General features: G+C 56.7%; 2 pseudogenes. Both read left to right on the forward strand.

Annotation, left to right across the window (positions count from 1 at the left end):
• Positions 1 to 74 precede the first annotated feature (74 nt).
• A pseudogene (locus AWB68_RS44760) lies at positions 75 to 568 on the forward strand (IS630 family transposase); the annotation flags it as partial.
• 11 nt (positions 569 to 579) lie between these two features.
• A pseudogene (locus tag AWB68_RS44765) lies at positions 580 to 934 on the forward strand (transposase); the annotation flags it as partial.
• Positions 935 to 1,542: the final 608 nt, after the last annotated feature.

Raw genomic sequence — 1,542 nt, forward strand, 5'->3', positions numbered from 1 at the left:
AAGTTGAGTGTATGCGGACGCAAGCTTGACCCTCCCAAACGTATCGCGCTAGGCGCGGAGAAACGACCGCTTACGCTCAAACGATGACGCACGATTACAAGCCAATGGTGTGACGACGCTGTTTGCCGCGATGAACACGCTCGATGGCAGTGTTATTGGTCAGTGCCAGACAAAACATCGTCACCAAGAGTGGCTGAGCTTCTTGCGTACAATCGACCGCAACACACCCAAGGACAAGGATCTGCATTTGATCGTTGACAACTATGCAACCCATAAGCACCTCGAAGTACAGGCATGGCTTGCCAAGCATCCGCGATTCCACATGCATTTCACGCCCACCAGTGCCTCTTGGCTCAACATGGTCGAACGCTTCTTTCGTGACTTGTCAGAGAACCAGTTGCGACGTGCTGCGTTCCGCTCGGTACCCGAATTGGTCAGCACGATCGAACAGTACTTGCAGAAGCACAATCATCATCCGAAACCATTCATCTGGACAGCAAAGGCCACCGACATCCTCGCGAAAGTCACGCGTGCCAGGGCTAAACTGAATAAGATGCAATCTGTTTGACGCAGACCACTAGGGCACAAGCCAAGGCCTGGGCACACGTTAGCGAGGATGTGATGATCTCTAGCCGGCCTGCAGAAGTGCAGGATCGTGCTGTGCCGGGGCATTGGGAGGGAGAGATCAAGCCGTTTCACCATGCTTGTGCATCTACCTCGGGAGAAAGGCTATGGGTTGACACCCCGGACGAAGAACGGCCCCGCGCTGGCTGGCTACGGAGCTGTCACGATGGCCAATGCACTCAAGAAGACCGTGACTGACATGCCTGCCCAGTTGTGGCGGTCATTGACTTGGGATCGTGGTAAGGAACTATCCGATCACGCCCGCTTCACCGTTGAGTCCGGGGTAAAGGTATTCTTCGCTGACCCGCACAGGTAGGGAGCCTGAATGCCGGCTATCGCTGCATGCTTGATGAGGATGTGTCGCATCGCTGACGGGGCCGTGAACGCGCCGAATGGCACCTTCATCTGACCGAACACATGCCGCGTTGGAGTGTGAGACGGACGCCCATGACGCAGGTACCGCACAAGCACTTTGGCCAACGGGGGAAGCAGTGGCAGGACGAAGTTGACCCCCGTCTTGGGGCGCGATATCTGCAGCGTGCCGGCGTTCTAGTCAAGGTGCTGCGGTTGCAAACTTATCACTTCGCCGGCGCCGAGGCCGTAGGTGCTCGTCATCAACAGTAGCGCGTGGTCGCGTAGCCCGCGCGCCGTGCTCGCGTCCACGGCGCGCAGCAGCCCGATCGGGCAACTCCATCCACTGTTCCCAGGAGGTCCCCCATGACACTGCTCCGCGAACGCATGCAGCACGACATGCTGATCAGAAACCTGGCAGAAAGCACCCAGACATCCTATCTGCGGCAGATCTCCAGTTTAGCCCCAATACTGTTAACAAATTCGAATGTGTGTTAACTTTTAAGCCACTGCAACAACAAGAAGAGCTTGAAGGATGGCAAGAACGGAAGCAACGCTGCCCGGCGG

Origin of the sequence: Caballeronia choica (assembly GCF_001544535.1) — a bacterium.
GTDB lineage: Bacteria > Pseudomonadota > Gammaproteobacteria > Burkholderiales > Burkholderiaceae > Caballeronia > Caballeronia choica.